This window comes from Hydrogenophaga sp. (assembly GCF_030373245.1).
Classification (GTDB): Bacteria; Pseudomonadota; Gammaproteobacteria; order Burkholderiales; family Burkholderiaceae_C; genus Hydrogenophaga.
In genome coordinates, this window is sequence record NZ_JAUCZF010000005.1 from 101,802 (window position 1) to 127,407 (window position 25,606).

The following is a 25,606-nucleotide window of genomic DNA, read 5'->3' on the forward strand; positions in this document are numbered from 1 at the left end:
GTCAGTGGTCCTCACCCAGGTAGGCGGCCTGCACCGTCGCGTCGTTGCGCACCGATTCGGGTGCCCCACTGGCGATCACCTCGCCATTGACCATCACGGTGAGCTGGTCGGCCAGTGTGAACACGGCGTCCATGTCGTGTTCGACCAGCAGGATGGCGTGGTCGGCCTTGAGCTTGAGCAGCAGGGCGACCATGCTTTCCGCTTCGGCCTGCCCCATGCCGGCCAGCGGCTCGTCGAGCAGCAACACAGAGGGTTCGGTCGCCAGCGTCATGGCGATTTCCAGCTGGCGTTGCTCACCATGGCTTGTGGTGCCGGCCACGCTGTGCGCACGTGCCGTGAGGCCGGCGAGTTCCAGCGCGCGTTCGCAGCGCTGGTTCACCTGGCGTTGCGACGAGGCGGCGCTGATCCAGTTGAGCGGGTTCCACGCTGCGTGGCGCTCACTGGCCTGCGAAGCCAGGCGCACGTTGTCCCAGACGGTGAAGGGCAGGAAGATGTTGGTCTTCTGGTAGCTGCGACCCAGGCCCAGGCGCGAGATGCGTTCAGGGCTGCGCCCGGCAACGTCATGCCCCCCCAGCACAATGCGGCCTGACGTGGGAGGCAGATCGCCCGAGAGCAGGTTGGTCAGCGTCGACTTGCCAGCGCCGTTGGGGCCGATCACTGCGTGAATGCGGTCGCGAAACAGGTCCACCGACACGTCGTTCACCGCGGCCAGGCCGCCAAAACGCTTGGTCAGGTGCTGTGCACTGAGCAGGAGATCGCTCATGGAGGATCCCGTCGTCGGAACAGGCGCTCGGCCAGGCCGAGCAACCCACGCGGCGCAAACACCACCACCAGCACGATGAAGCTGCCCATGAGCAGCTGCCAGTGTTTGGTGAGGTCCTTGAAGAAGTGCATCACGTACTCAAACGCGAAGGCGCCCACGATGGCACCCGCGAAGTTGCCCATGCCGCCCAGGATCACCATCATGATGGCGTGCGCACTCAGGTGAAAGCCCATGAGCTCGGGGTTCACATAGCCGGTTTGCGCGGCCCACAGGTAGCCCGCCACGCCGGCCAGCGCACCGGCGAGCGTGAAGGCAGTCAGGCGGTAGCCGAAGGTGCCGTAACCCACGGCCCGCATGCGGTGCTCATTGACCCGGATGCCAGCGAGCGCACGCCCAAACGGTGAAAACAGAAGGCGGCGCAGGAAGGCATAAACCGCCAGCATCACCAGCAAGGTGAAGTAGTAGAAGGTGGTTTTGTTGTCCAGGTCGATGCCGCTCCAGCCGAACAGGCTGGCGTCGGGCCGGAAGTTGACGTAAAGCCCGTCCGAGCCGCCAAGGTCGCGGTTGTCGAAGAACAGGAAAAACACCATCTGCGCGAAGGCCATGGTGACCATGATGAAGTAGATGCCGTGGGTGCGCACCACGAAGAAGCCGATGATCAAGGCGGCCAGGCCCGAGGCCAGCGCAGCCAGGGGCAGCGACCACCAGAGGCTGATCGGCGTGTCGGCCGGGGTGAGGAAGGCGAGCGCATAGCCCGCCAAGCCGAAGTAGGCCGCGTGGCCGAGCGAGACCAGGCCGGTGACGCCTTGCAGCAGGTCCAGACTCATGGCGAAGATGGCCAGGATCATCATCTGCGAGAGCATCTGCAGGTAGAAGCCGGAACTCTCCATGGGTACCAGGGGAAACGCCGCAAGCGCGAGCGCACCCACTGCCAGCACCACCTGGATGCCACGAGGCAGGATCTCGAGCTGGGCCTTGGGTGTGCTCATTGCTTGAACAGGCCTTCAGGTTTGTAGAGCAATACCACCGCCATCAGCATGTAGACAGCCATGCCAGCGATCTGTGGCAGCAAGACCTTGCCGAAAGTGTCGACCAGACCGACCAGCAAAGCGGCGACCATCGCACCGCGCACCGAGCCGATACCACCGATCACCACCACCACAAAACACATGATGAGCACCGAGCTGCCCATGCCCGGGTAGACGCTGGCAATGGGTGAGGCGATCATGCCGGCGATGGCCGCCAGGCCGACGCCCAGCGCAAACACCACGCCATGGATCAGCCGGATATTGATACCCAGCGCTTCCGTCATCTCGCGGTTGAAGGCACCGGCACGGATCTTCATGCCCAGACGGGTTTTGGAGATCAGCAAGTACAGCCCGATGGCCAGCGCGATGCAGACCGCAGAGATCACCAGCCGGTAGACCGGGTAGGAAAGGTTTTCAGTCAACGGGATGGACCAGCGCACCAGTTCCGGCACCTGCACCGCATGCACGTCATCGCCCCAGAGGATGGAGCGGGACTCTTCGAAGATGTAGATCAGGCCAAAAGTGAGGAGCACCTGGTCAAGGTGGTCGCGGTGGTAGAAATGGCGAAACAGCAGCCATTCCAGCAACCAGCCCAAGGCCACAGCCAGTACGGTCCCAACCACGATCGCCAGCACCAGGCTGCCCAGCTGGGCTGTCAGCCACCAGGCGAGGTAGGCGCCGATCATGTAGAAGCTGCCGTGCGCCAGATTGACCACGCCCATGATGCCGAAGATCAGCGTCAGGCCCGCTGCCAGCATGAACAGCAGCAGCCCGTATTGCAGGCTGTTGAGCAGCTGGATCAGGAAATTGGCGAGGTCCATGAAAACGATGGGGTCAAGCAAGCCACAGGCGAGCACCCAGAGGATGCTCGTCTGATGGATTAGGCGTGGGAGGGAAGGGCAGTGCTCAGGCCATGCGGCAACCAGTGCCCGGATCGGCCACCGCTTTGCCGGCAATGCCGATCACCTTGTTTTCCTTGTTTTCCACCCGACGCAGGTACATGTCCTGGATCGGGTTGTGCGACGGGCTCATGGTCCACTTGCCGCGCGGGCTATCGATCACTGCACCATCCATCGCGGCGTACAAGGCCTTTTTGTTGGACAGATCGCCCTTGACGGCGTTGGCACCCTTGATGAGCAACAGGCCGCTGTCGTAACCCTGCACCGCGTACACATCGGGCTGAGCCTTGAAGGTCTTGGCGTAGTCGAGGCGGAACTGCTTGTTGCGCGGCGTGTCGAGCGAGTCGCTGTAGTGCATGGTGGTGAGAACACCGTCGGCCGAAGGGCCAGCCGCTTGCAGCACGCCTTCGGTCAGGAAACCGGAGCCGTAGAGCTGGATGTTCTTGTTGAGACCGGCCGCTGCGTAGTCCCGCAGGAACTTGGCCGCGCCGCCGCCAGCGAAGAAGCAGGCCACTGCGTCGGGCTGCAGCGAAGCGATCTCGGTCAGCAGGGCCTGGAACTCCACGTTGGGGAAGGGCAGTCCCAGCTTTTTCACGATGGTGCCGCCGGCCGCGGTGTAGCTTTTCTCGAAGCCTTCGAAAGCTTCATCGCCGGCAGCGTAGTTCCAGCTGATCCACACCGCTTTCTTGTGACCGCGGTCCATCATTGGCTTGCCCAGCGCCAGCGTAGGTTGCGAGTTGGTGAACGAGGCGCGGTACACGTTGGGTGCGCACTGGGCGCGGGTCGCCACGTGGACGCCCGCATTGGGAATGATGTTGAGCACGCCACTTTCACGGGCCACCTTGTGGATACCCATTTGCACGCCCGAGTGCACCGTGCCGATCAGCACGTCAACCTTGTCGCGCTGCACCAGGCGGGTGGCATTCTCGATGCCCTTGGGCGGGCTGGATTCGTCGTCGACCTTGAAGAACTCGATTTCGCGCCCGCCGAGCTTGCCGCCCTGTTCGGCCAGCGCCATCATGAAACCGTTTTCGATTGCAACGCCGAGCTGCGCGAAGGTACCGGTGTAGGGCAACATAAAGCCCACCCGAACCTTGTCTGACTGCGCGCGAGCAATTTGAGGCAGCAAGAGCCCGGTAGAGGCGGCGCCAATTACGGCAGCGCTGCGGGTCAGTACAAGTCGGCGGGTGGTCATGAGCGGTCTCCTGATGGGTTGGAAGGTGGAGGTCAATGTATGTCGGGGGTCGCTGTCTGGGGATAGCGACTAACCCCTACTTGAAGTTTCAATTATCAAAGACTCAAATAATCGGATGGTGAGCGCCCCGTCCCGCCCACGTGCAGCACAGGCGCTAAACTGCATTGGATTTGCCGCTTCGGTGACCGTAACTCCGGCTATTGGCATGAACATGATGCACTATAATGCATGCTTGCAACAGCAGAGCATGGTGTTTACCCGTAAACCTTTTCCTTTGCGCCTAGGCGTCCCCGTCAGGCGGGAGAAGTTACCGACAGTGCAGTCCCATGGCCCAGCGCACCGCCCGCGCGGTCCGCACATGTCTCAGAGAACGGCTCGCACTGCGGTGGCTCAGGCTTGGACCGCTCCTGATCGAGAGGGTGGTGCGCTCACCCTCGTTGAGTGGCCCCACGAGAAGCAAGGCGAGCTACGTACCAGCCATGACGAAACAGGACCGTGTACGACAACGCAATGAATGCCGCCGCGCCGCGCTGTCCCGGTTGCCAAGGCCTAAGATGGAGTCATGCGAGTCAGTTTGTGCTGGCCATGCTGCGTCCACAGGGATTGGGCGACGCCACCGTGTTCATCACGGAAGGAGACGCTCTATCTCCCCCGAGCTTGCTGGAAGCCGTCAACGGCTCGCGCCAAATCCAGATCTTTCCCGATTCCAGCTCCTACAGCCCTCGAAGTGAGGCTGCTGTCCGCCGCGGATCGGTGCTCTGGACGAATGGGCTTGGCAGTACGGAGACCAGTTCCGGCAAGCCCCGCCGAGCGGTGCCTGCCGTCAGGCCCAACACAGTCCTCCGACTGCTTTTGTTGCTCGTCGATGGGTCCAAAGAGCAGACCGCGCGTACTGAATCGCGCTGACTCACCTGCAAGCAGCCGGCGCCTTGAGGGGCGAGCCGCTTGATGAGCTGAGACGGGGTGGTGCGGCGTAGAGGGCTCGAACCTCTGACCTACGGCTTAGAAGGCCGTTGCTCTATCCAGCTGAGCTAACGCCGCTCGTTGTGCGCACCTCCCTCTGAGGCCTCGGGAAAACGCGCGATCTGAGGTCGTTGTTATACGACGAGTTCATGGACAACCCATACTCGGTACAACAAATCGGCCGTCTGGACGATCTGTGGTCCGGCGTGAAAGACCCAGAAACAAAAAAGGCCCAACAGATGGGCCTTTTTCGCATTTCGCAATGAATGGTCGGAGCGGCGGGATTCGAACTCGCGACCCTCTGCTCCCAAAGCAGATGCGCTACCAGGCTGCGCTACGCTCCGACTAAGCTGCGAATTGTACCTGCTGCCAGAGCCGTTTTTGGCTCGCGAACACGAAAGCTGCTCGAAACCTTCAGCGCTTCTGGTACTGGCTGCTTCCGAATAGAGCTTGGCGTGCTTTGTCGTCGGTCAGCGGCTTGCGAGCGCCAGCCAGAACCGCCAGGCCACGCTGGACCGCCGGGCGGGCTGCGACGGCGTCAAACCACGCCTTGAGGCGCGGGTAGTCGGCCCAGTCAATGCCCTGTTTCTCCCAGCTGTTCACCCAGGGGAAGATAGCGATGTCGGCAACGGTGTACTGGTTGCCGGCGATGAACTTGTGACTGGTGAGCTGTTTGTCCATCACCCCATAGAGCCGCTTGGCTTCGTTGGTGTACCGGTCCACCGCATATTCGATCTTGTCGGGTGCGTAGATCCGGAAATGGTGGGCTTGTCCCAGCATGGGGCCGACGCCGCCCATCTGGAACATGAGCCACTCCAAGGTCTTGAACTTGGCGCGGTCGGACCTGGGCAGAAACTTGCCGGTCTTGGCCGCGAGGTAGAGCAGGATGGCGCCCGACTCGAACAGACTGATCGGTCGGCCGTCGGGTCCGATCGGATCAACCAGGGCCGGAATCTTGTTGTTCGGGCTGATCTCCAGGAAGCGGGGCTGGAACTGGTCACCTTGGCCGATATTGATCGGGTGCACCTGCCAGTCGCGGCCCAGGCGAAATCCACACTCTTCCAACATGATGTGGACTTTGTGGCCATTTGGTGTCGGCCAGGAATAGACGTCGATCACGGCGGAGCCCTTTCTAAGAAATCAAGTTGACAAGGGAGCAAATCTACGGGAAAACACGGGTGATGTTCGACCTGCTCAAAACCGCTCTGCATCGGTCGCCGAAACCCGCCACCCTGGACGAATCGCTCGTCCAGTGGGCCAACGAGCGCATGCTCAGCCACATGGGCATGGTGGGTGGCGCCTACGCGCTGGGTGGTCGCCTGCTGGACAGGCCGTTTCGCGCCGAGTGCCTGACCTCGTCGCGGCCCTACATCGCGGGCATGGAGCTGATGGCCAAATCCGATCTGGGCCTGACCCCGGAGGTCAACGTGATCCTGATGAACCGGGAGCTGAAACGCCACTTTGAGGCCGATGCCCAGGCGCACTACGCCGACGTCACCGACACGCTGCAGACCACCGCCAAGGCCTTGCCCGAGGAGGTGCGCTGGCTGACGCTTTACCGGGATGCGGGCTGGGATGGCCCGCCGCCTGCTTTCTGGGCCCGGTACGCGGTGCTGACCGATACGCCGGAGGTGGCGCGCCACTGGGTGGATGGCGACACGGTGGACATGTTGATGCAATGGCCGCAGGAGGTGAGTCCCGAAACCCCCGTGCTGCTCATGCTGACACGCGGCAAGAACTACTTGCGCATGCAGGGGGGGCAGGGCAGCCCGGGTGGTCAGGCGGGGGTAGCGGTGCATGCTCTCGATGTGTTTGAGCACCTGAGTGGGCGGGCGCTGCAAATTCTGGATCGCTGACGCCTGCCGGAGCGCGTCAGCTGCCGCGGGTGATCGGCATCTCCACATCGACCTTCACCGTCATGTGCTTGGCCAGTTCCAGCTTGGCGATCGACTGACGGTGCACCTCGTCCGGACCGTCGGCCAGGCGCAGCGTGCGCTGGCCTGCGTAGCTGTAGGCCAGTGGGAAATCGTCGCTCACACCGCCGCCGCCGTGGGCCTGGATGGCCATGTCGATGATGTCGCAAGCCATGTTGGGCGCCACCACCTTGATCATGGCGATCTCGGCCTTGGCCACCTTGTTGCCCACCGTATCCATCATGTAGGCCGCCTTGAGCGTGAGCAGACGTGCCATTTCGATGCGGCAGCGTGCATCGGCAATGCGCTCGTGCCAGACCGACTGGGCCGACACTGGCTTGCCGAAGGCCACCCGGCTGTTGAGCCGCTGGCACATGAGTTCAAGCGCGCGCTCGGCCGCGCCGATGGAGCGCATGCAGTGGTGGATGCGGCCTGGGCCCAGCCGACCCTGCGCAATCTCGAAGCCCCGGCCTTCGCCGAGCAGCAGGTTGCCCACCGGCACACGCACGTTTTTCAAGCGCACCTCCATGTGGCCATGGGGCGCATCGTCGTAGCCGAACACCGAAAGGGCGCGCACCACCTCAATGCCCTTGGTATCGGAAGGCACCACGATCATGGACTGCTGCGAGTGGCGCGGAGCGTCGGGATTGGTCTTGCCCATCACGATGTAGACCGCACAGCGCGGATCACCCGCACCGGAGGACCACCACTTGGTTCCGTTGATCACGTACTCGTCACCATCGCGTTCGATGCTGCACTGGATGTTGGTGGCATCCGACGAGGCCACGGCCGGCTCAGTCATCAGAAAGGCCGAGCGGATCTCGCCGCGCAGCAGCGGCTCCATCCAGCGGTCTTTGATGGCTTCGCTGGCGTAGCGCTCCAGGGTTTCCATGTTGCCGGTGTCGGGTGCCGAGCAGTTGAAGATTTCGGCCGCAAACGGTACCCGCCCCATGATCTCGCACAGCGGTGCGTACTCGAGGTTGGTCAACCCCTCGGGCGCACGTGCGCTGCTGGGCAGAAACAGGTTCCAGAGGCCCGCGGCGCGTGCCTTGGGCTTGAGCTCTTCAACAATCCTGGTGGGAATCCAGGCGTTGCCGCTTTGGCGGTTTGCCGCGATCTCGGCATAGAAGCGCGCCTCGTTGGGGTAGATGTGCTCGTCCATGAACGCGAGCAACCGCTCGCGCATGGCCTTGACTTTGTCGCTGTAGTCGAATTGCATGGTGTCTCCTTGGGAATCTGGTCGGTTCGGTCGTTAAGGGGTCAGGCGGCGCTGGCAAAACGCCAGGCCATTTCTGCGAGAGGGCGAGCGCCTGCTGCGGAAGAAACCGCCTGTGCACTGGAAGCGGTGCCCATCTCGACCCGCTTGGCAATGCCTTGCAGGATGGCGGCCAGGCGAAACAGGTTGTAGGCGAGATAGAAGTTCCAGTCGGCCTGCAACTGCAGCGGTGTGGCAAATCCGGTGCGTTCGCAATAGCGGGCGATGTACTCTGCCTCAGTGGGAATGCCCAGTGCGGCTACGTCAAGTCCGCCAATGCCGCGAAATGCGCCCGGCGGGATGTGCCAGGCCATGCAGTGGTAGCTGAAGTCGGCCAGCGGGTGACCCAGCGTGGAAAGCTCCCAGTCCAGCACCGCGAGCACGCGCGGCTCGGTGGGGTGGAACATCAGGTTGTCCAGGCGGTAGTCGCCGTGCACCACCGACACCAGGGACTCGTCGCGCGCCATGGCCGGTATGTTCTGCGGCAGCCAGGCCATCAGTTTGTCCATCTCGGGAATGGGCTGTGTGATCGAGGCCACGTACTGTTTGGACCAACGCCCGATCTGACGCTCGAAATAGTTGCCGGGCTTGCCGTAGCCGTCCAGGCCGACGTCGCTGGGCCTGACCCTGTGCAGCGTCGCCAGCACGCGGTTCATCTCGTCGTACACCGCGGCGCGCTGCGGCTTGTCCAGCGCGGGCAGGGACTGGTCCCACATCACGCGACCGTTCACGCACTCCATGATGTAGAACGCGCGGCCAATCACCGATTCGTCTTCGCACAGCGCCAGCATGTTCGCCACCGGCACCCCTGTGCCGTGCAACGCGCTCATCACGCGGAACTCGCGCTCGATGGCGTGGGCCGAGGGCAGCAGTTTGGCGACCGGACCCGGCTTGGCGCGCATCACGTAGGCGGTGTCGGGCGTGATGAGCTTGTAGGTCGGGTTGGACTGCCCGCCCTTGAACATTTCCACCTGAAGCGGACCCGCAAAACCCGTTACGTTGGCCTGCATCCAGGTTTGCAGCGCCACCAGATTCACTTCATGTTGGGCCGAGACGGGGCGTGTTCCCGTGAAATTCTGCAGATCACTCATGGCTGAGAGCCCTGTGGGTCCTGGTCAGCCAGGCGTGTGGCGCTCAGGATTCGGCCTCTGAAATGCGCATCAACATGTCGCGGTTGCGCACCACCAGGCCGCCCGGCTCGATGCGGATTGCGTCCTCGCGCTCCATCGATTTGAGCTCCTGGTTGACGCGCTGGCGCGAAGCGCCCAGCAGCTGGGCCAATTCTTCCTGAGCCAGTTGCAGGCCGATGCGCATCTCGTTGCCGTCCGACAGGCAGGGCACGCCGTAGCTGCGCACCAGGTGCAGCAACTGTTTGGCCAGGCGCGCGCGCAACGGCAGCGTGTTGAGGTCTTCCACCAGGCCAAACAGGGTACGGATGCGCCGCGCCTGCAGACGCATCAGCGCCTCGTACAGCTCGACGTGGGTGGTCAAAATTTTCTGGAAATCGTTGCGCGCCACGCAGAGCAGGGTGGTCGATCCGTGCGCGTAGGCATCGTGGGTGCGCTGATCGCCGTCGAACATCGCCACATCGCCAAACCACACGCCCGGTTCCACATAGGTCAGCGTGATCTGCTTGCCCGACAGCGAGGTCGAGCTCACGCGCACCGCTCCCTTGGCCACGGCCGTCCACTCGGAGGGTGGGTCGCCGCGGGCAACGATGAGGTCGCTGTCCTTGAATCGCTTGACGTAGGCGCATCGCAGGATGTCGTGTCGCAGTGAAGGAGAAAGATTGCTGAACCAGCGACCACTGTTGATCGCCTCGCGTTCTTCCATTGTCAGAATGGGTTCGTCCATGGTCTGTCTTGTGGGTGACTGGGGAGTGGAGCATTGTCGCCACAGGGACGTGGCGTGTGCATCGGGATAAGCGCGCAGGGCTGCTGTTCAGGTGCGGCAGGTGAAATGAAGCAACCGCGCCCAGCTCATCGGTAGCGGGGAGGGCGCTTGTCGAGAAACGCGGCGATGCCTTCGCCGCCATGCGCATGGTGAAGGCAGCGAACAAAATGATCACGCTCGCTCCCGAGCTGGTCGTGCAGGGGCGAGGTCAGCGCATCGTTGGCCAGCTCCTTGATGCTGGCCAGAGCATTGGGCGAGCGCGCATTGAGCCGTTCGCACAAGGCCAGCGCCTGGTCGAGCGCTTCGCGCTCGCCGCTCACCCGATTGATCACGCCGAGTTGCTGCAGGCGCTCCGCGCTGATGCGCTCGCCCAGCATGAGCAGCTCCAGGGCCGTGGCGCGTGGCAAGGCGCGCATCAGGCTCCAGCTGGCGCCACCGTCGGGTGACAGACCCACATTGCTGTACGCCATGACAAACACGCTGTTGTGCGCGGCAACGATGAAATCGCAGGCGAGCGCCAGCGAAAAGCCAGCGCCGGCACAGGCGCCTTCCACCGCCGCGACCACCGGCTTTGGAAAGCTGCGTATGGTCTCGATCCAGTTGTGCAGGCCTTCGATGCTCTGCGCCTGGACCGAGGGCGGCTGCTGGCGGTTATCGAGCAGGCGTTGAAGGTTGCCGCCCGCGCAGAAGTGCTGGCCCTCACCGGTGATGACCACGCTGCGCACGTCCGGGCTGCTCTCGGCCACGTTGAGTGCTTCCACGCCAGCGGCGTAAATGTCGGGACCCAGCGCGTTGCGGTGGTCGGGGTTGCTGATGGTCAGCACCATGGTCTGGCCATGGCTGTCACTTTTGAGGCTGGCGGTCATGGGGTTTCGCGTGAGGAAAACAGTGTCGGTGTGCGGTGTCTGGTTTCAGGGCACCCGGAGAGGTGGCGCTGCCGGGCCACAAGAAACATGCCCCCGGCAGACGGAGCAGGGAGAAAGATTCGCGGCGGCGCAGGGGCGTCATTCCTCTTGCTGCATGAGGCTCAGGCCCAGTGCGCCACGTCGGCGCAACCAGGGAGAAGGGCGATAGCGCGGGTCGCCATACACCGTCTGCATGTTGAACAGGATCTCCAGCACGTTGGCCGGGCCGATGCGGTCGCCCATGGCCAGCGGCCCCATCGGGTAACCCAGCCCGAGGGTGACGGCGACCTCCAGGTCGGCCGGCGTACACACGCCTTGTTGACACATGTCGGCCGCGATGTTGACGATGGTGGCCACCACGCGCTGGGTGACGAAGCCACCGCTGTCTCGGATGATGCTGACCGATTTGCCGTCTTGGGCAAACAGCGCATGGGCGGCGTCGCGCATGTCGCTGCGGGTGGCTGGGTTGGTGGCCAGGACGCGGCGTCGCGTGGCCTTGTCATCCAGCATCATGTCGATGCCGAGGGTGCGCGCCGGGTCCAGCCGCTCGACCGCGGCCAGCGTGGTCACGTCCAGCCCCAGCGGGGCGACCAGAATCAGCGCCTCGCCCGATGGCACCTGCCCTGTCTCGATGTTGGCGCCCAGATCCTTCAACAATTGGTAGATCTCAGTCCGGCGCGCTGCCTTCGGCGACACCCAGACCGGTGGCAATGCCTTCACCGCGGGGACAGCTGGCTCGGCGGGAATCTCGGCCACGCCTTGGGCGTAGCGGTAGAAACCTTCGCCAACTTTTTTGCCGAGCACCCCGCCGGCCAGCCGCTGCGCCGTGATGGCGCTGGGGCGGTAGCGTGGTTCTTCGAAGTACTGGTGGTAAATCGACTCCATCACCGGATGCGACACGTCCAGTGCGGTGAGGTCCATCAGTTCAAACGGGCCGAGCCGAAATCCCATCTGGTCTTTGAGGATGCGATCGATGGTGGCGAAGTCGGCTACGCGCTCACTGGCTACCCGCAAGGCCTCGGTGCCGTAGCCGCGCCCGGCATGGTTGACGATGAAGCCTGGGGTGTCCTGAGCCGCTACCGGCGTGTGGCCAAACTGCCGGGTGAAGTCACTGAGTTGTTGGCACACAACAGGATTGGTCTTCAATCCCGCGATCACCTCCACCACTCGCATCAGCGGCACCGGGTTGAAAAAGTGGTAGCCAGCCAGCTGTCCTGGCCGCTGCAGGCCAGCGGCAATGGCGGTGACCGACAGAGAGGAAGTGTTGGTGGCCAGCACCGCCTGCGGGCTCACCAAGGCCTCCAGCTCGGCAAAGAGCTTGCGCTTCACATCAAGGCGTTCTACGACGGCTTCGACCACGAGGTCACAGGCGGACAGAGCCTCCAGGCCGGACGCCACGTGCACGCGGGCGCAGCAGTCATCGGCTTGAGCTGTGGGCAGTTTGCCTTTGGCGACCAGGGTCTGCCAGGTCTGGTGCAGGGCCTGGCGCGCGGTTTCAGCCGCACCTGGTTGGACGTCGTACAGGAGAACGGTGCTGCCAGCCTGAGCCGCCATCTGGGCGATGCCTCGGCCCATGGCGCCAGTGCCAACAATGCCCGCAGTTTGAAAGATGGCTTGCATAAGGGTGCTTTTTTTGGAATGGAAGGCTTTGGACCTATGACAAAATGTTCAGTAACACCACACAAAGGTCTTTGACGTGCGCCAGTTCTGTATCGGCAGCATTCTGCTTTTTACCGCAGTGAGCAGTTCGGCGGTCACGCTGGGCCGACACAGCGGTGCCGGCATCATTGGTCGCCCCCTGGACATCCGGGTTCAGGCCTTATTGTCACCCGGTGAAGACATCGGCAATCTGTGCGTGAACGCCGATGTGCTGTATGGCGACATCAAGGTATCGCCCGACGCCGTTCGAACCACGGTGCAGCGCGCCTCGCCGGACGCGCAGCCGTCGGTGCGCATCCAGGCGCTGGTTCCTATCGACGAGCCCATCGTAACGGTGTTCGTGCGTGCTGGCTGTACCACGCCGTTCACCCGCCGCTACGTGTTGTTGGCCGATCCGGTGAGCGAGCCCACGCGCGCAACAACCGCTGCCCAGGATGCTGCGCTGCAGCCCACGGCGCCCACCGCCGCGGGATTGCCCAGCTTGCCGTCCGCTGCTGGCACGCCGCTGCCTGCTGCGGCAGCGGCAGATCGTCCCACTGCCTCCACCTCAACGCCTCGCCTGCCGCCTGCTGCTCGCGAGCGGCCCCGCGCCGCTGTGCGTTCCAGCCAGCCTGCGAGCATCGTGCGCAGACCAGTGGCACCGCCTGTTAACCCCACGCCTCGACTGGAACTCGATGCGATGGATCTGAGCCTGGCGATCGAACGTGATCCGGTGCTCAAGCTTTCGCTCAGCCTTCTCAGTGAGCCCACGACTTCAGAAGAGACGAGGGCTGCGGCGGGCTTGTTGTGGAAGGCGATCAACGCGTCACCTGAAGACATCCTGCGTGATGCCCGCAAGCTGGAGGTGCTCGAGGCCGAGTCCAAAGGCTTGCGGGAGGCCGAGGCGCGCAATCAGGCCACCATCGCGGAGCTGAGTGCGGCGGCCGAGCAGGCACGTACTTGGCAGTGGGTGGTCTATGGTCTGGCTGCGCTGCTGGGGCTAGCCCTTCTCGGGCTGCTGCTGTTGTGGCGGCGTTCGAAAAGCGCACGAGACTTTGGCTCTGCAAAGGCCTGGTGGGCGGCCGAGGGTGGCTCCAAGCCGGCAGCGCGCGAGCCGACGCTGGGGCGCGCCGCCGCCGCGGCAGAGTCGGTGGACATCGATCTGGATCTGAGTGACCAGCAGGGTGTGGACGCATTCCGACCTTCGTCGCGTTCTCAATTGCTGGAGGACAGCACGCCCGCTGCCCTGGACAGCTCACTGGGCAGATCATCCGTACCCGGCACAGAGCGGCGAGATTTTGCGGCGAGCCAGATTGCGTCTCGATCGGTGGCGGCTGAGGAGCTGTTCGACGTACAGCAGCAGGCCGAATTTTTCATCTCCCTGGGTGAGGATGAGCAGGCCATTCAGGTGCTGCGCAACCACATCCAGGACAGCCAGGTGCCCAGCGCGCTGGCCTATCTCGACCTTTTCAAGATTTACCATCGGCAGGGGCGCCGTGCGGACTACGAAGTCCTGCGCATCGAGTTCAACCGAGTGTTCAACGCCGGCGCGCCACCGTTCGACCAGTACGCCGATGGCAGCAAGAGCCTTGAGGCCTACGAGACTGCGTTTGGCCGCATTCAGGCACTCTGGCCAGAGCCTCGGGTGCTGGATGTGATTGAGGAGTCGATCTTCCGCGAACCGGGCGATACCGAGGCCGAGGTGTTTGATCTTGAGGCCTATCGCGAGCTGCTTCTCCTGCACGCGCTGGCCAAGGAGATCATCCAGCGCGAGGCCGCTGACTCAGCTGCGCCGAAGGATTTTCAGAACACCAAAGTGCAGCGCCTCCAGGCCAAGAGCAAGGCGACGGGGGCTGATGGCGTCACGAAGCCGATGGACATGCAGCCACCGGCGTCACCCAACCTCGGCCTCGATGTGAATCTGGACGACCTGTCGGAGTTTTCGGCCTTTGAGGCTTCGTTGCCTGAGGTGCCAGCGCCAGTTCTGCCGACATCCAAGCCCAAGTTGCAGCGCGATGCCGACGACCGCGATGAAGCAGGCAACCTGATCGACTTCGAGGTGCTGGATTTCACCGCTCCCGATGATGACCAAGACCAGATGAAAGACAAACCAGACGCCCCTAAACCTAAAGGCTGACAGTTGATCCAGATGCACAGAAGGCCAGACCAAGTCGACTTGGTCTGGCCTTCTGCTTTGGAGCGTTCGTCAGCGGCGAACTTGCAGCGCTCCGGGGTTGACGATATTCGTTGGAGTGCCCTTGATGTAATTCACCACGTTGTCGAAAGCGGCGGAGAAGTAGGTCTCGTAGCTGTCCTGCTCCACATAGCCAATGTGAGGCGTGCAAATGCAGTTCTCCAGCCTCAGCAGGGCGTGACCCTGCAGGATGGGCTCGGATTCGAACACATCGACCGCGGCCATGCCGGGACGACCCCGGTTCAGGGCGGCGAGCAAGGCCTCGGGCTCGATGATTTCGGCACGCGAGGTATTGACCAGCAAGGCGGTCGGTTTCATGCGCGAAAGGTCTTCGAGCGATACACAACCGGTGCTGGTTTCTCCCAGCCGCAGGTGCAGCGTGAGCACGTCGGCCGACTCGAACAGGCCAGCCTTGGTGGTTGCCACGTCGTAGCCGTCCGCTGCGGCACGGGCGCGCGAGGCCTCACCGCCCCACACCACGACGCGCATGCCAAAAGCGCGTCCGTAGCCCGCCACCAGCTGACCGATCCGGCCGTAGCTCCACACACCCAGCGTCTTGCCGCGCAACACCATACCGACACCAAAGTTGGCCGGCATGGATGCCGCCTTGAGACCGGCCTGTTGCCAGGCTCCGTGCTTGAGGTTGGCCACGTACTGAGGGATGCGTCGCATGGCCGCCATGATCAGTCCCCAGGTGAGTTCGGCGGTGGCAACCGGCGAGCCAACGCCCTCTGCCACCGCAATACCGCGCTCGGTACAGGCGTTGACGTCCACGTGAGCGCCGATCTTGCCCGTTTGCGAGATCAACTTGAGGCGAGGCAGCTTGGCGATCAGCTGCGCATTGATCTGGGTGCGCTCACGGATGAGCACCAGGACGTCGGCATCCTTGAGACGGACCGACAACTGACCCACGCCCTTGACCGTGTTGGTGAATACCTTCGCGGGATAGGGTTCTAGCTTGGCAGCGCAGGGCAGTTTGCGTACGGCGTCCTGATAGTCGTCGAGGATCACGATGTTCATGGCCGCTATTGTGCCTTCCCATTTTCGACCTCCTGCTGGCCAAGGCGCAGTGGGCGCGGAGCGCGTCCACGAGGCGCGGAGACTCAGGCGACCGAACCCGCGGCCGCCTTTGATTCACTTCAGGCGCGAGACTGGCTCAGGCGCTGCTCCATCGCCACCAGCCGGTCCAGCTCGGCGCATACATCGCTCACGCGGCCTGCCAGCACCACACGCTTGTCCTGGCCCCAGGGCTCTCGGCTGCCGGCGCGCCGCACACGGCTGAGCTTCGGCTTGTCACAGGGCAAGGCGGTCACGGCGAGCTCAGCGGGGGCAATCGGCTGCGCCATCGGGCGCCCGAGCCAACCGGCGCGGGCGAAACGCTGCATGGCCAGTGGTTGAGGTCGGGCAACAGCTGGCTCGGTGTGGCGGGGCAACCAGCTGTCGATGATCAGCAGCGGCGCGCGCCAGGTGTTGGTGTTGAAACGGATTCCCATGCGAAACTCCAAAAAAAGGGGTTGAACACAGGCAGGATTGAGTCGGAAATCGCCGCTGCAGGGATGTGCCGCTCGGTCAGACACCGAATCGGCCAAACGCCCGCCACCTGCTGAAGCGACTGGATGCTGGACCTCAGAGCTGGAAACTGTTGCGGATGAGGCCGACGGCCAGGCCTTCGATCTCGAAGGGTTCGCCGGGTTCGACCACGATGGTCTTGAAGTCTGGGTTTTCGGCACGCAGTTCGATGCGGTCGGGGTGGCGCACAAAGCGCTTCACGGTGACATCGTCTCCCAGCCTGGCTACCACGATCTGGCCGTTTTTCGCGTCTTTGCTGGACTGCACCGCAAGCAAGTCGCCATCGAGAATGCCGACGTCGCGCATGGACATGCCACGTACCTTGAGCAGGTAATCCGGCGTGCGCTGGAACAGGTGGCGCTCAAGGTGGTAGGTCTGGTCTACGTGCTCCTGCGCCAGGATCGGCGAGCCGGCGGCAACCCGGCCGATCAGGGGCAATACGAGCTGAGACAGGCTTGGCAGCGGCAGTGTAAGCTGGCGCCCGCGAGAGGCGTTGATGGACTGCAGGTCTTCGCTTCGCAGGCGAATGCCGCGCGAGGTACCGCTCACCAGTTCGATGACCCCTTTGCGCGCCAGGGCCTGCAAATGCTCCTCGGCGGCATTGGCCGATTTGAATCCCAGTTCGGATGCAATCTCGGCGCGTGTTGGCGGGGCGCCGGTGCGGCGGATGGCCGTCTGGATCAGTTCCAGGATCTGCTGTTGCCTGGGTGTGAGCTTCGGATGGGTGCGTTGCAGGTCGTTCATGAGGGTCTTCCCAGAAGCGGAGGGGCAGACTGTTCACCCATCCAGTATCTGTATTTTTAACCAGTTCCAAAGGTTTGGCAAGTGTTCTCTTCAAACCAGCGCGTAGACCAAGGCCTGCTGACGGTGGTGCTCGGCACGGGCGGCACCATCGCAGGGCGTTCTTCCCGGTCGGACGACCACGTGGGCTATGTGTCGGGCGAGATCGCTTTGGTCGATCTGGTGGCGAATGTTCCCGGTCTGCAAGGTCTGCCGCTTGAGATGGAGCAGGTGGCGCAGATCGACAGCAAGGACATGGATCTGGGCGTCTGGCAGGCCCTTGTGCTGAGATTGATGCATCACCTGGCGCGGCCCGAGGTGGGGTCGGTGGTGATCACCCACGGCACCGACACGCTGGAAGAGACCGCATTTGTGTTGCACAGCCTGCTGCCTAAAGACAAGCCGGTGGTGCTCACATGCGCGATGCGGCCAGCCAGTGCACTGATGCCGGATGGGCCGCAGAACCTGCTGGATGCGGTATTGCTGGCGCGGCAACCCGGTGTTCGCGGCGTGATCGCGGTATGCGCCGCCCAGACATTCGCTGCGCTGGACGTCTGCAAGGTGCACAGCTACCACCTCGACGCCTTCGACGGCGGCGAGGCGGGTGCGCTGGCCTTGATTGAAAACGGCCAGGTGCGTCAGCTGCATCCCTGGCCGGTGACGCCCGCACACGATCAGGCCATGGTCTCAGTTTTGCGCCAGCGCTTCTTGAGCGTCGCAGCCTTGCCCCGCGTGGCCCTGCTCACCAGCCATGCCGATGCCGATGGCCTGGTGGTCCAAGCCTTGCTCGCTGATCCAGGCGAGCACCCGATACAAGGTTTGGTCGTGGCTGGCACGGGCAACGGCACGGTACACCGAGCCCTGGCGACGGCACTGGTCGGGGCGCAGGCGCAAGGTGTCCGGGTGGTGCGCACCACGCGTTGCCCTCGCGGACAGGTTCTGGCGCAGGCTGGTCACGCCTTGCCTGAAATCAGCACGCTCTCGCCGGTGAAGGCCCGCCTCGCGCTGGCGCTGGAACTGCTCTGCGCCTGAGCATGCTGATCGCACTCGGCGCCCACCCTTGGGCCTATCCCATGCTGGAGACTGCCCACCTGCTGGGAGTGGGGCTGCTCTTGGGCAATCTGGCCCTGCTGGAGTTGCGCGTATTCGGCTGGGGCGTGGCCTTGCCGATCCAGCCACTGGCGCGTCTCAGTCTGGGCCTGGTGCTGACGGGCTTTGGCTTGGCCGCAATCACCGGCCTGCTGATGTTTGGTACCCAGCCGCAGGAACTGTTGGCCAACCGCGTGTTCACAATCAAGATAGGCCTGTTGATGCTGGCTGGCTGCAACGCAGCCTGGTTCCATGCACGGCAGTCGCTGCAGCGGCTGGACGCCACGGCAAGGCTGTCCATGGTGTTGTCTGCCGTGTTGTGGCTGGGGGTGCTCACCTGCGGCCGTTGGATTGGGTATGTGTGAATCAACATGAACAGGAGCGAACCATGCAGAGACGACAGGTGATGCAGGCAGGTGGTTTGCTCGCGTTGGGCGTTGCGATGCGACCAGCGTGGGCCCACCACGGCTGGAGCAGCTTTGACCAGGACCGACCGATTTACCTGGAAGGACGTGCGGTTTCGGTGGCCTGGCGCAATCCGCACGCCGAACTGGTGCTGGAAGTGCCCGAAGGTCTGGTGTTGCCGAGTGATCTCGCGACCCGGTCTGTGCCGGCGCAGACGGCAGGGGTGAACGGCCCGGCCCTGCTGGCCAGGGCAGCGGTTCCGACCCGGCGCGATCGGCGCTGGGAGATCGAGCTGGCGCCGATGTTCCGGCTCGGTTTGTGGCAAGTGCCCGAGATCCGCGTCGGCCAGACCTTGTCCATGGTGGGCTTCACCTTCAAGGAAGAAAAAGGTGAACCGGTCTTGCGGGTCGAGTACCTGTTTCTTGACGGCAAAACTTACGGGCTGCGCTCCAGTCCTGCGTAACCAGACCGCGTTGAGCACCCAGAACAAGACAACCCGGGAGTGCCGGGCTGTCTTGTATCAGATCAACGTCAGGCGCAATCAGCTGGACAACGCTTCAAAAGCGCGCGCAGTGATGTCGTCCACCGAACCGGTACCGCTGATTGCGCGGTACTTCGGTGCAGCAGACGGCTCGGCTTTGGCCCAGCTGCTGTAGTAATCCACCAGGGGGCGCGTCTGGGCGTTGTACACCTCCAGGCGCTTCTTCACGGTTTCTTCCTGGTCGTCGGCGCGCTGGATCAGCGGTTCACCCGTCTCGTCGTCTTTGCCTTCCACCTTCGGCGGGTTGAACTTGACGTGGTAGGTGCGGCCAGAAGCCGGGTGCGAGCGGCGCCCGCTCATGCGCTCGATGATGGCGTCAAACGGCACATCGATCTCCAGCACATAGTCCAGCTTCACACCGGCCGCCTTCATGGCGTCGGCCTGCGGGATGGTGCGAGGGAACCCGTCAAACAGAAAACCGTTGGCGCAATCGGCCTGGGTGATCCGCTCTTTCACCAAATTGATGATCAGGTCGTCGCTCACCAGGCCACCCGACTCCATCACGCTCTTGGCCTGCAGACCCAGCGGGGTGCCGGCCTTTACCGCTGCACGCAGCATGTCGCCGGTTGAGATCTGGGGAATACCGTATTTCTGGCAGATGAAGGTGGCCTGAGTGCCTTTTCCGGCGCCGGGTGCACCCAACAGAATCAATCGCATCACTGTCCTTTGTTCGAGGTTCTTTGCCACGGCCGCTTGTCTGGTGCGGCCGGTTCGCCGGGAGGGCCCAGCGGGGTCGGCGTCGAGGATAGCACGCAGGTTCCTGACGTCCGCTTACAGCCGCAGCCCCTGGCCGACGCCAGAAAACAGACCTGTCAGACGGGGCCAAACACCGCCCGCACGCGGGCCAGGTCCTCCGCCGTGTCGACCCCTGGGCCGGGCGCCTGCGCGCTGATGTGCACCGCAATCCGCTCGCCGTGCCAGAGCACGCGCAACTGCTCCAGCGATTCGGTGAGTTCCAGCGGCGAGGGCTCCAGTCCGGGGAAGCGCCGCAGAAAACCAGCTCTGTAGGCGTACAGGCCGATGTGGCGCAACGGCGCTGGGGCCGGCAGGCTTGCCGGTGCACCTTCGGCCATGCCATCGCGCCACCATGCGATCGGTGCACGGCTGAAATACAGCGCCGTCTGCGTGCGGTCGAGCACCACCTTGACCACGTTTGGATTGAGAAAGTCCTTCAACTGATCGATCTCGTGGGCGGCGGTACTCATGACACAGTCGGGACGCGAGCGCAGCAGGTCGGCCACAGCCGTGATCAGCAACGGCTCGATCAGCGGCTCATCACCTTGCACATTCACCACCACCGTGTCATCGGTCAGGCCCAGCCGGTCGCAGGCCTCGGCGAGCCGGTCGCTACCGGACGCGTGGTCATGGCGAGTGAGCACCGCATCAATGCCGTGCTTGCTGCAGGCCTGCAGGATACGCTCGTCGTCGGCGGCCACCACACATCGCTGCGCGCCACTCTGCCGCGCGCGCAGTGCCACGCGCACCACCATGGGCATGCCTGCGATGTCGGCCAGCGGTTTGTTGGGTAGCCGGGTCGACGCCAGCCTCGCTGGAATCAGGACGCTGAAGCCGCTTGCTACAGGTGCAACAGCGCTCACGAAGAATCCGTATTTCCGTGATGAGAGCGCTGGGTGGGCAACCCGCCAGCGCTCATGCCGCGCGGGGCGAAGGCGCGCGCTCGGCCTCTTCGTCGGTGATGGGGCGGGCTTCGTGCTCCAGCAGGATCGGAATGCCATCGCGCACGGGATAGGCCAGGCGGGCACTGCGCGACAGGAGTTCCTGCCGGTCGCGCAGGTAGATCAACGGGCCCTTAGTGACTGGGCAGACCAGCAGTTCCAGCAGTTTGGTGTCCATGGCTGAATGATAGTGCGGGTGGCCGTCAACGTGCGGAGGAGGGCCGTTGATGAATGTTCGCCAGGGCAATGTCGACCGCGCTGAAGAAGCCAGGCTCGGGGTGCAGTTCCAGGGGCACTACCCAGATCTGCTGGCGCCTGGTCGACACCGCGTCGAGCAGGGACTCGAGCTTGACGGCGTCTTTTTCAGTGCAGATCAGCGGGTGGTCCAGGCTGGCCAGCAGGTCGGCGTAAGCGTCGCTGGCGGCATGGTCGGGCAGGGGTACGGTGTGGGCCAGCGTCAAGCCTCGCGCGCGGAGCATGGAGAAGAAGGCCTCGGGTCGTGCGATGCCAGCCACTGCGAAAAGGGCCTGTCCCTGCAGCATGGACAGGGGCCGTGTCTGACCAGCCAGGTTGCGCGTGGCATCGGCGAGCCGGCGGGTGGCGCGGAATTGGGGCACGTCGCCCATGGGCAGAGTGATGGGCAGCGTCTCCTCCCGCCGTTGCAGCAGCACCAGATCGGGCGGTGCCGGATGCCCGGGCGCGGGTGGCCAGGGCTCACGCAGCAGGCCGGCGGGCAGTTGCCAGCCATTGCCCAGGCCGCGCTCGTCAAACACCGCGATCGACACATCGCGTCCCAGGGCCAGGTGCTGAAGACCGTCGTCACAGAGCAGCACATCGATGTCAGGGTGACGAACCATCAACGCGCGGGCGGCGTCGACTCGACGGGAGGCGACACAGACCGGCGCACCGGTAGCCCGATGGATCAGAAGGGGCTCGTCGCCGACGGCGCTGGCTGGTGTGGTGGCGTCCACCTGTTGCAGCTGATCTGCCTGCCGACCGTAACCGCGTGAAACCACACCGGGGTGCCAGCCGCGTACCTGAAGGTGCTTCACCAGCGCCACGACGGTCGGTGTCTTGCCGGCTCCTCCCACGACCACATTGCCCACCACGATCACCGGCACCGGCAGCTTGTGGATCTTGAGCCAGGCCAGGGCAAAGGCCAGTCGCCGCAGGCCGCCAAGCAGGGCGTAGATCAGGGAGATCGGCCAGAGCAGACGCGCGGCCAGGGTCTTGTGCTGCGCGAGCGCCTGCCAGCGAGCCTCCCGTCGGGCCTGGCGATCGTCGGGCCGCAGGCTCATGCGGCCTCGAGCGTCAGGGCCGGGCGCGGGCGCCGCCGGCACCCGCCTGCTGGGTGGCGAAGGTGATCTGCACCAGACCTGCGCGACGCGAAGCATCCATGACGTTGATGACCGACTGGTGTGTGGCCGCGGCATCGGCGCTGATGATCACGACCACATCTCGCGTGTCTTGCGTGGCCACCGACAAGGCGCGGGTGAGCTGCTCCACGCTGCCGCCATCCAGCACCGATTTGTTGATGGAATAGCGCCCATCGCTGCCCACCGCCACGATGATCTCTTTGGGGTTCTGCCGCTGCGCCTCGGCGTCGGCCACTGGCAAGTTCACCTTGAGCTCGGTGAACTTGCTGTAAGTGGTGGTGAGCATGAGGAAAATCAGCACCACCAGCAGGATGTCGATGAACGGGATCAGGTTGATCTCGGGCTCGTCGCGGGTACCGGGTCGAAAGTTCATGCGCGGATCGGGTTCAAGACAGCGGGGCCGGGCTCACTTGCGCAGATGCTGCAGGTGACGCGCGAAACGGTCAGCGGCGATCTCCATGGTAAGCAGGTAGCCATCGACCCGAGCGCGGAAGTAGCGCCAGAAGATCAGTGCTGGAATCGCCACGATCAGGCCAAACGCAGTGTTGTAGAGCGCGATCGAGATGCCATGCGCCAGCTGCTCGGGATTGCCGCCGCCTGGCGCAGTACCCATGCCGCCGTCACCTCCCTGGGAGCCGAAGATCTCGATCATGCCGATGACCGTGCCCAGCAGGCCCAGCAACGGGGCGGCCGAGGCAATGGTGGCCAGCGCCCCCAGGTAGCGCTGCAACTGGGCCGCTGCCTGACGACCGGCGCCTTCCAGGCTGGCCCGCAGATCTTCCTCGCTGGCCCTGGGATTGGCATTGAGCGCCCGAAAACCACTGGCCAACACGCCCCCGAGAGTCGAGTTCTGCTCCAGCTGCTTGACCACGTCGGGACCGGGCACACCGTTGCGCGAGACCATGATGGCTTCGTCCAGCAGTTTCGGCGGAATGATCTTGGCGGTCTTCAGACTGATGAAACGCTCGATGATCAGCGCCAGACCGATGACGGAGCAGGCGATCAAAGGCCAGATCGGCCAGCCGGCCGCTTGTATGATGGAAAACAAAACAGGGCTCCAGGCAAAAACAGCCAAGTTGCTACGGCGTCGATTATGGCGCACGCCCTGGCCGGCACGGTCACTGTGCTCCGGCCCCAAATCAGACTGCACTGGGGTATGCACAGATTCTGTGGATAACTTTGTGAAGAACCCGGGTGTACCCCTGCTCAATCCCGCGCATGCGCTGCATTTCGACAGATCGATGACAAAACGGGCACTTCAAAACGCCGTGAAATCAAGGACTTGGCCGCGAGCTGACGTGTCCATGCGGCTTTGGCTGAGAAAACCCAGCGACAACGCGGTGTGTGGACACATTCTGCTTGGAGATGCCCGTGGTTGATGGTTTTGGTGGCGAAGATCCCGATGGCGCAGGGCGCGTGTGGGGAGTTGGCCCGCTGATGCGAGCAGTGGCGGACACCTTGGCCGCCCGATTCAATCCGGTCACGGTGCGCGGTGAGCTCTCGGGCTTTTCGCGTGCGGCCAGTGGCCACTGTTACTTCTCGCTCAAGGACGACAGCGGTCAGGTGCGCTGTGCCCTGTTTCGCCGTGCCGCAGACCAGCTTAGCTTCTCGCCACAGGATGGCCAGTTGGTGCAAGCGCTGGGCAAGCTCGACGTCTACGGACCGCGCGGCGACCTGCAGCTCATCGTCGACCGTCTCAAGCCAGCCGGGCAGGGCGCCTTGTTTGAGCAGTTTCTGCGTCTCAAGGCCCAGCTGGAAGCCGAGGGCCTGTTCGACCCGGCTCGAAAGCGCCCATTGCCTGCTCAGGCGCGAGGCATTGCGGTGGTGACTTCGCTGGGCGCCGCAGCGCTGCGCGACGTGGTCACGGCCCTGCGTCGGCGCGTGCCGCACCTGCCGGTGGTGATATACCCGGCCCTGGTGCAGGGGCAGCTGGCGCCGGCCCAGATTGATGCCGCGATAACGGCTGCTGGCCACCATTTCTCTGCCGGAGGTCCTTGCGACGTGTTGTTGCTGGTGCGCGGCGGCGGGTCGCTGGAAGACCTGTGGTCATTCAATGACCCTGCTGTGGTGCGCGCGGTGGTGCGCTCGCCGATGCCGGTGGTCTGTGGCGTGGGCCATGAGACGGACTTCACACTCGCCGATTTCGCTGCCGACCTGCGGGCGCCCACACCTACCGCTGCCGCCGAACTGTGCGCGCCATCGCGTGAGCAGCGGCTGGGCGAATTGGCACACCTGCAATCGAGTTTGTCGGATGCCGTGCACGCCGAACTCGACCTCGGCGCGCAGCGGCTGGATCGCATCGCCCAGCGCCTGGGCCGACCGTCGACCCGGCTGCACGACAGTCGCTACGCGCTGGCCCGTTTGCAGCATCGTCTGCAAAGCGGTTTGCAGTTGGCGGCGCAGGCGCAGCGCAACCGGGTGCAGTCGCTGGCGCTCGCCTTGACCCCGGCCTTGCAGCGGTCCATGCGGCAGCAGGAAGACCGCTGGCAGCGCCAGGCCACTGCGCTGGCGCTGCTCGACCCCCAGCTGGTGCTTGAGCGCGGCTACGCCTACCTGACCGATGCCGATGGCGATGCCATCACCCGCACCGCGCAGACCCGGCCAGGACAGTCGATTCGGGCCAGGTTGAGCGACGGCCAGCTCGGACTCACAGTGGATCGCTGAGCGCAGAGACCCCAGTCGCGGTTCCTTGGCCCGCCTTGCCTACAATGAGTGCCCGAGTCGACCAGCGGCCACCGCCGCTCTCGTCCCGTTCGATTCACGATTCGACCCCAAGAGGAAACACCATGGAACACACCCTGCCAGCCTTGCCTTTCGCTATCGACGCGCTCGCGCCCCACTACTCCAAGGAAACGCTGGAGTTTCACCACGGCAAGCACCACAACGCCTATGTGGTCAACCTCAACAACCTGCAAAAAGGCACTGAGTTCGAGAGCATGGACCTCGAGTCCATCGTCAAGAAGTCCAGCGGCGGTGTGTACAACAACGCCGCTCAGATCTGGAACCACACCTTTTTCTGGAACTGCATGAAGCCCAACGGCGGCGGTGAGCCCTCGGGCGCTCTGGCTGCGGCCATTAACGCGAAGTGGGGCAGCTATGCCGCCTTTAAGGAGGCGTTTGTGAAAAGCGCGGTGGGTAACTTTGGCTCTGGCTGGACCTGGCTGGTCAAGAAACCCGACGGCTCGGTAGACATCGTCAATATGGGCGCGGCCGGCACTCCGCTGACCACTGGCGACAAGGCCTTGCTGACGGTCGACGTCTGGGAGCACGCCTACTACATCGACTACCGCAACGCACGCCCCAAGTTTGTCGAGACCTTCCTGGACAAGCTGGTCAACTGGTCCTTCGCCGAAGCCAACTTCGCCTGACCGCGGTCTGGCTTGGCGCCCAGGGTCCGAAGGCTTTGCCTCGGGCCCTTTTTCTTGCGCATCGCTGGAAATTTCCCTGCATTTCCGGCTTTGATTTTCTCAATGTGGGATCTGGCTTCAAGAAATGAAGCGCAGGTCAGAGCGTTGAAAGCAAAA

26 protein-coding genes and 2 tRNA genes are annotated in these 25,606 nt (G+C 63.7%); 7 read left to right on the plus strand and 21 right to left on the minus strand.

Features of this window, described 5'->3' with window-relative positions; translation table 11 throughout:
- Position 1: 1 nt before the first annotated feature.
- From QUV25_RS12660 to QUV25_RS12690, 7 genes are all read right to left on the minus strand, one after another.
- Complete coding sequence (locus QUV25_RS12660) at positions 2-763, minus strand: ABC transporter ATP-binding protein (protein WP_300864419.1); 762 nt, start codon at positions 761-763, stop codon at positions 2-4.
- The gene (locus QUV25_RS12665; RefSeq protein WP_300864421.1) at positions 760-1,752 is read right to left on the minus strand and encodes a branched-chain amino acid ABC transporter permease; all 993 of its coding nucleotides are present in this window, start codon (positions 1,750-1,752) and stop codon (positions 760-762) included. Before QUV25_RS12665 ends, QUV25_RS12660 begins: the two co-directional genes overlap by 4 nt.
- Positions 1,749-2,612 (minus strand): branched-chain amino acid ABC transporter permease, encoded by an 864-nt coding sequence (locus QUV25_RS12670; RefSeq protein WP_300864422.1) that lies wholly within the window; start codon positions 2,610-2,612, stop codon positions 1,749-1,751. The genes QUV25_RS12665 and QUV25_RS12670 overlap by 4 nt, the downstream gene beginning before the upstream one ends.
- Positions 2,613-2,697: 85 nt before the next feature.
- Positions 2,698-3,885, minus strand: a complete 1,188-nt coding sequence (locus QUV25_RS12675) for an ABC transporter substrate-binding protein (RefSeq protein ID WP_300864425.1) — start codon at positions 3,883-3,885, stop codon at positions 2,698-2,700.
- Positions 3,886-4,849: 964 nt separating this feature from the next.
- A tRNA-Arg gene (locus tag QUV25_RS12680) sits at positions 4,850-4,926 on the minus strand.
- Between the two features lie 189 nt (positions 4,927-5,115).
- Positions 5,116-5,192: transfer RNA gene (locus tag QUV25_RS12685), tRNA-Pro, on the minus strand.
- 70 nt (positions 5,193-5,262) lie between these two features.
- Positions 5,263-5,967: a glutathione binding-like protein gene (locus QUV25_RS12690; protein ID WP_300864427.1), complete on the minus strand. Its 705-nt coding sequence runs from the start codon at positions 5,965-5,967 to the stop codon at positions 5,263-5,265.
- 62 nt (positions 5,968-6,029) lie between these two features.
- Here QUV25_RS12690 and QUV25_RS12695 point away from each other — a divergent pair, with 62 nt between their 5' ends.
- A complete protein-coding gene (locus QUV25_RS12695) occupies positions 6,030-6,704 on the plus strand; it encodes a hypothetical protein (protein ID WP_300864429.1) in 675 nt (224 codons plus the stop codon).
- A gap of 16 nt (positions 6,705-6,720) precedes the next feature.
- Here the strand turns inward: QUV25_RS12695 and QUV25_RS12700 are convergent, their stop codons facing one another.
- The 5 genes from QUV25_RS12700 to QUV25_RS12720 all read right to left on the minus strand — a co-directional run bounded on the left by QUV25_RS12700 (position 6,721) and on the right by QUV25_RS12720 (position 12,434).
- Positions 6,721-7,980 (minus strand): acyl-CoA dehydrogenase family protein, encoded by a 1,260-nt coding sequence (locus QUV25_RS12700; RefSeq protein ID WP_300864431.1) that lies wholly within the window; start codon positions 7,978-7,980, stop codon positions 6,721-6,723.
- Positions 7,981-8,021: 41 nt separating this feature from the next.
- A complete protein-coding gene (locus tag QUV25_RS12705; RefSeq protein WP_300864434.1) occupies positions 8,022-9,107 on the minus strand; it encodes a phosphotransferase family protein in 1,086 nt (361 codons plus the stop codon).
- A gap of 43 nt (positions 9,108-9,150) precedes the next feature.
- On the minus strand, positions 9,151-9,870 hold the full coding sequence (locus QUV25_RS12710; protein ID WP_300864437.1) for a Crp/Fnr family transcriptional regulator: 720 nt from the start codon (positions 9,868-9,870) through the stop codon (positions 9,151-9,153).
- Positions 9,871-9,995: 125 nt separating this feature from the next.
- On the minus strand, positions 9,996-10,775 hold the full coding sequence (locus tag QUV25_RS12715; protein ID WP_300864439.1) for an oxepin-CoA hydrolase, alternative type: 780 nt from the start codon (positions 10,773-10,775) through the stop codon (positions 9,996-9,998).
- A 138-nt stretch (positions 10,776-10,913) separates the two neighbouring features.
- Entirely contained in the window at positions 10,914-12,434 is a 1,521-nt protein-coding gene (locus QUV25_RS12720; RefSeq protein ID WP_300864441.1) for a 3-hydroxyacyl-CoA dehydrogenase, read from the minus strand.
- 76 nt (positions 12,435-12,510) lie between these two features.
- Here QUV25_RS12720 and QUV25_RS12725 point away from each other — a divergent pair, with 76 nt between their 5' ends.
- Positions 12,511-14,589, plus strand: coding sequence for a hypothetical protein (locus tag QUV25_RS12725; protein ID WP_300864442.1), 2,079 nt, complete (start codon positions 12,511-12,513; stop codon positions 14,587-14,589).
- Positions 14,590-14,658: 69 nt separating this feature from the next.
- On the opposite strand, the gene QUV25_RS12730 is transcribed toward QUV25_RS12725, so the two are convergent.
- The 3 genes from QUV25_RS12730 to lexA all read right to left on the minus strand — a co-directional run bounded on the left by QUV25_RS12730 (position 14,659) and on the right by lexA (position 16,959).
- Positions 14,659-15,666, minus strand: coding sequence for a D-2-hydroxyacid dehydrogenase family protein (locus QUV25_RS12730; RefSeq protein ID WP_300864444.1), 1,008 nt, complete (start codon positions 15,664-15,666; stop codon positions 14,659-14,661).
- Between the two features lie 119 nt (positions 15,667-15,785).
- Positions 15,786-16,139 (minus strand): hypothetical protein, encoded by a 354-nt coding sequence (locus QUV25_RS12735; RefSeq protein ID WP_300864446.1) that lies wholly within the window; start codon positions 16,137-16,139, stop codon positions 15,786-15,788.
- A gap of 133 nt (positions 16,140-16,272) precedes the next feature.
- On the minus strand, positions 16,273-16,959 hold the full coding sequence (lexA, locus tag QUV25_RS12740; protein ID WP_300864448.1) for a transcriptional repressor LexA: 687 nt from the start codon (positions 16,957-16,959) through the stop codon (positions 16,273-16,275).
- A gap of 81 nt (positions 16,960-17,040) precedes the next feature.
- Between lexA and QUV25_RS12745 the strand changes: the two genes are divergently transcribed.
- Genes QUV25_RS12745 through QUV25_RS12755 form a run of 3 tightly spaced genes read left to right on the plus strand, consistent with a single transcriptional unit; the run spans position 17,041 to position 18,952 of the window.
- Entirely contained in the window at positions 17,041-18,027 is a 987-nt protein-coding gene (locus tag QUV25_RS12745) for an asparaginase (RefSeq protein WP_300864450.1), read from the plus strand.
- Positions 18,028-18,029: 2 nt separating this feature from the next.
- Positions 18,030-18,449, plus strand: coding sequence for a hypothetical protein (locus tag QUV25_RS12750; protein WP_300864453.1), 420 nt, complete (start codon positions 18,030-18,032; stop codon positions 18,447-18,449).
- Positions 18,450-18,472: 23 nt separating this feature from the next.
- Positions 18,473-18,952 (plus strand): DUF6152 family protein, encoded by a 480-nt coding sequence (locus tag QUV25_RS12755; protein ID WP_300864455.1) that lies wholly within the window; start codon positions 18,473-18,475, stop codon positions 18,950-18,952.
- Positions 18,953-19,030: 78 nt separating this feature from the next.
- Here the strand turns inward: QUV25_RS12755 and adk are convergent, their stop codons facing one another.
- From adk to QUV25_RS12785, 6 genes are all read right to left on the minus strand, one after another.
- A complete protein-coding gene (adk, locus tag QUV25_RS12760) occupies positions 19,031-19,687 on the minus strand; it encodes an adenylate kinase (RefSeq protein WP_300864457.1) in 657 nt (218 codons plus the stop codon).
- Between the two features lie 155 nt (positions 19,688-19,842).
- Positions 19,843-20,628 carry a 3-deoxy-manno-octulosonate cytidylyltransferase gene (kdsB, locus tag QUV25_RS12765; RefSeq protein WP_300864460.1) on the minus strand — a complete coding sequence of 262 codons (786 nt, stop codon included), beginning with the start codon at positions 20,626-20,628 and terminating at the stop codon, positions 19,843-19,845.
- A gap of 52 nt (positions 20,629-20,680) precedes the next feature.
- Positions 20,681-20,884 (minus strand): Trm112 family protein, encoded by a 204-nt coding sequence (locus QUV25_RS12770; RefSeq protein WP_300864462.1) that lies wholly within the window; start codon positions 20,882-20,884, stop codon positions 20,681-20,683.
- 25 nt (positions 20,885-20,909) lie between these two features.
- On the minus strand, positions 20,910-22,004 hold the full coding sequence (gene lpxK, locus QUV25_RS12775; protein WP_300864464.1) for a tetraacyldisaccharide 4'-kinase: 1,095 nt from the start codon (positions 22,002-22,004) through the stop codon (positions 20,910-20,912).
- A 13-nt stretch (positions 22,005-22,017) separates the two neighbouring features.
- Positions 22,018-22,455 carry a biopolymer transporter ExbD gene (locus QUV25_RS12780; protein ID WP_291009327.1) on the minus strand — a complete coding sequence of 146 codons (438 nt, stop codon included), beginning with the start codon at positions 22,453-22,455 and terminating at the stop codon, positions 22,018-22,020.
- A 33-nt stretch (positions 22,456-22,488) separates the two neighbouring features.
- Positions 22,489-23,130 carry a MotA/TolQ/ExbB proton channel family protein gene (locus QUV25_RS12785; RefSeq protein ID WP_300864468.1) on the minus strand — a complete coding sequence of 214 codons (642 nt, stop codon included), beginning with the start codon at positions 23,128-23,130 and terminating at the stop codon, positions 22,489-22,491.
- A gap of 389 nt (positions 23,131-23,519) precedes the next feature.
- Here QUV25_RS12785 and xseA point away from each other — a divergent pair, with 389 nt between their 5' ends.
- Together xseA and QUV25_RS12795 are read left to right on the plus strand one after the other, a co-directional pair.
- Positions 23,520-24,746 (plus strand): exodeoxyribonuclease VII large subunit, encoded by a 1,227-nt coding sequence (gene xseA / locus QUV25_RS12790; protein WP_300864825.1) that lies wholly within the window; start codon positions 23,520-23,522, stop codon positions 24,744-24,746.
- 122 nt (positions 24,747-24,868) lie between these two features.
- On the plus strand, positions 24,869-25,450 hold the full coding sequence (locus tag QUV25_RS12795) for a Fe-Mn family superoxide dismutase (RefSeq protein ID WP_300864471.1): 582 nt from the start codon (positions 24,869-24,871) through the stop codon (positions 25,448-25,450).
- The last annotated feature ends 156 nt before the right edge of the window (positions 25,451-25,606 follow it).

Bases quoted from the DNA above. Each gene is read 5' to 3' on its own strand.
- QUV25_RS12660 (WP_300864419.1), bottom strand. From the start codon at position 763: ATGAGCGATCTCCTGCTCAGTGCACAGCACCTGACCAAGCGTTTTGGC.
- QUV25_RS12665 (WP_300864421.1), bottom strand. From the start codon at position 1,752: ATGAGCACACCCAAGGCCCAGCTCGAGATCCTGCCTCGTGGCATCCAG.
- QUV25_RS12670 (WP_300864422.1), bottom strand. From the start codon at position 2,612: ATGGACCTCGCCAATTTCCTGATCCAGCTGCTCAACAGCCTGCAATAC.
- QUV25_RS12675 (WP_300864425.1), bottom strand. From the start codon at position 3,885: ATGACCACCCGCCGACTTGTACTGACCCGCAGCGCTGCCGTAATTGGC.
- QUV25_RS12695 (WP_300864429.1), top strand. From the start codon at position 6,030: ATGTTCGACCTGCTCAAAACCGCTCTGCATCGGTCGCCGAAACCCGCC.
- QUV25_RS12700 (WP_300864431.1), bottom strand. From the start codon at position 7,980: ATGCAATTCGACTACAGCGACAAAGTCAAGGCCATGCGCGAGCGGTTG.
- QUV25_RS12705 (WP_300864434.1), bottom strand. From the start codon at position 9,107: ATGAGTGATCTGCAGAATTTCACGGGAACACGCCCCGTCTCGGCCCAA.
- QUV25_RS12710 (WP_300864437.1), bottom strand. From the start codon at position 9,870: ATGGACGAACCCATTCTGACAATGGAAGAACGCGAGGCGATCAACAGT.
- QUV25_RS12715 (WP_300864439.1), bottom strand. From the start codon at position 10,775: ATGACCGCCAGCCTCAAAAGTGACAGCCATGGCCAGACCATGGTGCTG.
- QUV25_RS12720 (WP_300864441.1), bottom strand. From the start codon at position 12,434: ATGCAAGCCATCTTTCAAACTGCGGGCATTGTTGGCACTGGCGCCATG.
- QUV25_RS12730 (WP_300864444.1), bottom strand. From the start codon at position 15,666: ATGAACATCGTGATCCTCGACGACTATCAGGACGCCGTACGCAAACTG.
- QUV25_RS12735 (WP_300864446.1), bottom strand. From the start codon at position 16,139: ATGGGAATCCGTTTCAACACCAACACCTGGCGCGCGCCGCTGCTGATC.
- lexA (WP_300864448.1), bottom strand. From the start codon at position 16,959: ATGAACGACCTGCAACGCACCCATCCGAAGCTCACACCCAGGCAACAG.
- QUV25_RS12750 (WP_300864453.1), top strand. From the start codon at position 18,030: ATGCTGATCGCACTCGGCGCCCACCCTTGGGCCTATCCCATGCTGGAG.
- QUV25_RS12755 (WP_300864455.1), top strand. From the start codon at position 18,473: ATGCAGAGACGACAGGTGATGCAGGCAGGTGGTTTGCTCGCGTTGGGC.
- adk (WP_300864457.1), bottom strand. From the start codon at position 19,687: ATGCGATTGATTCTGTTGGGTGCACCCGGCGCCGGAAAAGGCACTCAG.
- QUV25_RS12770 (WP_300864462.1), bottom strand. From the start codon at position 20,884: ATGGACACCAAACTGCTGGAACTGCTGGTCTGCCCAGTCACTAAGGGC.
- lpxK (WP_300864464.1), bottom strand. From the start codon at position 22,004: ATGAGCCTGCGGCCCGACGATCGCCAGGCCCGACGGGAGGCTCGCTGG.
- QUV25_RS12780 (WP_291009327.1), bottom strand. From the start codon at position 22,455: ATGAACTTTCGACCCGGTACCCGCGACGAGCCCGAGATCAACCTGATC.
- xseA (WP_300864825.1), top strand. From the start codon at position 23,520: ATGCGAGCAGTGGCGGACACCTTGGCCGCCCGATTCAATCCGGTCACG.
- QUV25_RS12795 (WP_300864471.1), top strand. From the start codon at position 24,869: ATGGAACACACCCTGCCAGCCTTGCCTTTCGCTATCGACGCGCTCGCG.